General features: G+C 71.6%; 3 protein-coding genes. 2 read left to right on the top strand and 1 reads right to left on the bottom strand.

The window, feature by feature from the left end:
* Together FNX44_RS24815 and FNX44_RS24810 are read left to right on the top strand one after the other, a co-directional pair.
* Nucleotides 1–476, top strand: a 476-nt coding sequence (locus FNX44_RS24815; protein ID WP_143651230.1) for an OmpA family protein, incomplete at its 5' end; no start/stop codon positions are given.
* 150 nt (nucleotides 477–626) lie between these two features.
* Entirely contained in the window at nucleotides 627–1,277 is a 651-nt protein-coding gene (locus FNX44_RS24810) for an SCO2207 family protein (RefSeq protein ID WP_143651229.1), read from the top strand.
* 119 nt (nucleotides 1,278–1,396) lie between these two features.
* On the opposite strand, the gene FNX44_RS24805 is transcribed toward FNX44_RS24810, so the two are convergent.
* A complete protein-coding gene (locus tag FNX44_RS24805) occupies nucleotides 1,397–3,712 on the bottom strand; it encodes a collagenase (RefSeq protein ID WP_143651231.1) in 2,316 nt (771 codons plus the stop codon).
* Between the last annotated feature and the right edge of the window lie 196 nt (nucleotides 3,713–3,908).

Here is a 3,908-nt window from a genome sequence, read left to right as displayed (position 1 = left end):
GGGAGGGGGGTGCGGCTTCGTCGTCGCCGCCGGGCGGCGCCTCGGAGAGCCCGTCGCCGGGCCCGACGCAGACGCCGGGTGGCGGCAGGGTCGCCGAGGAGCGCCGGGAGGAGTCGAACGAGAAGACCAAGTTCACTCTTCAGGCGGAGGTGCTGTTCGACAAGAACAGCTCCAAGCTGAACGCCAAGGCCAACGCCCGCATCGCCGACATCGCGGCCGAGATCAACAAGCAGAAGGCGAGCAAGGTCAGCGTCTACGGCTTCACCGACAACCTCGGCTCGTACGAGAACGGTGTCCGGCTGTCCCAGGAGCGCGCGGAGGCGGTGCACAAGGTGCTGGTCAAGACGTTGAACGACGCGTCGTTGAGGTTCGACATCCGGGGTTACAGCGAGGACTATCCGATCGCCTCGAACGCGACGGAGGAGGGCCGCGCGCAGAACCGCCGGGTCGAGATCTCCTTCAGCCGTGCGAACTGAGGCGACGGGAGGCACCCGCGCGGCCGTTTTGTGAGAACTGGGCAAGAAACAGGGTGACTTGAGCGGCGGGCCGCGCTGCCGACGTGGTTGGGGTTACACGGTGGGGACACCTGCCGTGGGCCCGTGACGTCGACAGGGACGGAGTCCTCAGTGTCTCGGAGAAGAACGCTCAGCCGTGGGAAGAAGGCCGCGCTGCTGGTGGGCGCGGCGGCGCTGGCCGGTGGCGGCGCCGTCGTGCTGACCGGTACGAGTCAGGCGTCGGTCGCCTGCGACGGCCTGGCGACCGCACTCGGCAACAACGCGAGATTCATCGCCGAGCAGCGGGCGAACCCGGACGCCCAGTCCGAGGCGCGGATCGCCAACCGTGAGGCCGTGATCGAGGAGATCAAGCGCAAGCAGGCGGCGTCCGGCTGCGAGGTGGGTGCCGGTGGCGGGGAGGCGGTCGCTCAGCCTCCCGCCGAGCCCGATCCGCCCTCGGAACCGCCAGCAGAGGCCGCGCCTCCGGCCGAGGCGGGCCCGCCGGGCGAGGCCGCGCCGCCGCCCGGAGGCGTCGGGGAGCAGGTCTGCGTGGGTTCCACGGTCACGTTGTCCGGTGAGGGCGGTGCTCCCGCCGCCTCCAGCAACGAGTTCCCGATCGGCACCCAGCTGAGGGTGACGAATCTGGACAACAACAAGTCCACCACCGTGGAGGTCACTTCGGTGTCGGGTAGCTGTGTGCTGCTGAACGACGCGGCGTTCGAGGAGGTGCGTGAGCCCGGCAAGTTCCTGATCAGGCAGGCCCGGATCGAGCGCGTCGGCTGACGCGACCGACGCCCTTCGGCCTGCGCGCACGTCCGGCGCCGCCTCTCGCCGGACGGGGCCCGTGCACCCCGCTCGCCCCCGTGGCGGGGTGCACGGGCCCGCCCGTTCACTGGACGGTGTCAGGGCCGGAGCGGGCCCTCACAGCTGTAGTCGGAGGTGCCGCCCCGCCCGTCGGACCAGATCTGGACCGGCCCGAAGTCGCAGTTCATGTCGGCAAGGTTCGTGCTCTCCGCGGAGCGGCCCGCGCGGCGGAGGATGAAGTAGTCGACCGTCTCCGACATGTCCTTGAACACCTTGTCGGGGCTGTCCGCGTCGCTGAGCCGGGCGGTGATCCGGCCGGTGCAGGTGAAGCGGGGGCGTTCCTGGTCCGCGTCGGCGGTGCAGGCCGGGTCGAGGCCGGTGGCGGAGACGAGCGCGGTGCGGACGGAGTCGGCGGTGGAGTGGGTGAGGCGGTCGAGCGGCGTGTAGCGGGTGTTCGGGACGAACAGGTCGTCGACGACGGCGATCTGCCGGTCGAGGAAGCGGTTGTAGGCGGTCTGGAGGGCGGCGTCGCCGCTGAGGCGGCTGCGCCACGCGTCGTAGGCGGCCGGGGCGTCGGCGCGTAGGTGGGTGTACATCTCGCGGATGAGTGCGGGCCGTTCGGTCCACAGGTACTCGAAGAGGGTGCCCGCGTAGGAGTAGAAGCGGAAGCCGTCGCCGGAGTAGGTGGCGTGCAGGATGTCCCGGACGGTCATCCGGGGGCGGCCTTCCCGGGTGTCGTTGATGATGCCCTGGACGAGGGACTTGCGGACGGCGACGCCGTCGTCGCGTGTGGCGCCGGCGAAGAACTCGGCGGTGCCCTCGTCCATGGCGGTGGTGCGGTCGTTCTTGTACCAGGGGCCCTCGCCGAAGAATCCGGGCACGGCCCAGCGGCCGTTGAGGTAGTGGGTGTACTCGTGGCGGTACAGCTCCTCGAGGGTGAGGCGGGAGTCCTCGGGGACGCGGCGCTGGTAGGTGTAGAAGGTCGCCGTCCGCTCGATGTAGATGCCGCCGTTGTCGGTGCCCATGCCGGTCAGGAGCGGGTGGTAGGCCTCGTAGTCGGCACGCGAGGCGTACAGCACGGTGGTGAGGGTGGTGTTGGGGTCGTCTGCGAGCGGTTCCCGGCTGCCGAGGACGCGGTGGAACTGGGCCTTGACCTGTTTGCCGGCGTAGTAGAGCTGGTCGACGGTCGCCCGGTCGAGGGCCGTTCTGACGCGGATGGTGCCCTCGTCGTACGTGTAGGTGTGCGGGAAGATGCGGCGCTCGATGTCGTCGCGGCACACGCCGTGGGGCTTGCAGGCGTCGTACTCGTTCAGCCAGGAGGCGACCTTGGCCCAGGGTGGGCTGCCGTGGCCGAAATTGCGGGTGGTGCGGTCGAGCAGGTCGCCGAGTCCGCCCACGATCTCGGTCTTGAGGTGGGGTATCAGTCCGAAGCGGCCGTACTCGCTGACCGCGTCGCGCACCACCCAGGCGTTGGCCGTCCCCTTGAGGTGGGTGTGGTCGCCGAAGGCGCGGAAGGCGGCCCGGTACCAGGGTGCGGCGGCGACGGCCTGGCGGAAGGCGGTGTCGTTGTTGCCCTCGTACATGCCGAGGTAGCTGACGACGAGGGCGGCGAGGGCGGCACCGGCCCAGTCGGGGTCCTTGTGGGTGGCGGGGCGGTTCGGGCCCATGGTCGCCAGTACCCGGGTGATCAGGTCGAGTTGGTGGTGGCGCAGGCCGGGGGCGCTGGCGGTGTAGAGGGCTTCGCGCAGGGTCTGGGCGTTGGTCGCGGTGGCGTCGAAGGTGCGCGGCGCGTCGCCGAGCGCGGTCACGGCGCGGCGCACGGCGCGGCTTGTGGGGCGGTCGGAGAGGTCGACCTCGTCGCGGGAGAACTCGTGGTAGGCGACGGCGTGGAGGTAGGTGAACAGCTCCAGCAGTCCGCTGCCGTTGCGGCCGTCGTGGCCGGGGGCGAGGGTGGTGGCGCGGCGGGCGACTGCCTGGATGTGGCCGGCCGACATGATCGGGGCGAGCCGGGCGTCCCAGTTCCAGATGAGGGTGCTGAGGCAGCCGTCGGCGGTGACGGCCTCGTCGGTGAGGAAGTCTGCGAGGCCGGTGGGGCTGAGGCCGGTGACGCCGTCGAGGGTGCACGGCACGCCGGCCTCGGTGGTGGCGGGCTTGTTCGCGGTGGCCACCGGGGGTGCGGCGTTGTCGGCGGCGGCGTCGGGCAGGCCCGGTACCCGGCCTTCGGGGCCCTCGCCGGGGGCGGAGGTGGCGTGGCTTCCGGGCGCCGGGGCCTTGGCGAGGCGGTCGACCTCGTCGTGCGGGTGCCGGTCGTCGACGGGCGTGGTCGGTGCGGTGGCCCGGGGCTGGGCCGGCGGTGCGGCGGGCGCGGCGGTGGCCTGACCGAGCTGCGCCGAGGACGCCAGGATCGCGACCATGGTGGCCGCCGTCAGCAGGCGTCTGCGTGCGGTGCTGTTCCGCTGGGCGGTGCTGTTCTTCTGTGACACCGGGTCTCCTGTGTGGGGTGAAAAGGGTGGAGGGTGGTGCGGGTTGGTGCGGGTTGGTGCTGGTCGGCGGTGCGGCGCGGCGCGGCAGATGGGCCGGGGCCGGGGCGCGCGCCGACGTGTGTGGGAG

The organism is Streptomyces alkaliterrae (genome assembly GCF_007097205.2).
Taxonomy (GTDB): Bacteria; Actinomycetota; Actinomycetes; order Streptomycetales; family Streptomycetaceae; genus Streptomyces; species Streptomyces alkaliterrae.
Note: the sequence above shows the minus strand (reverse complement) of the source record. Positions and strands in the feature narration are given on the sequence as shown.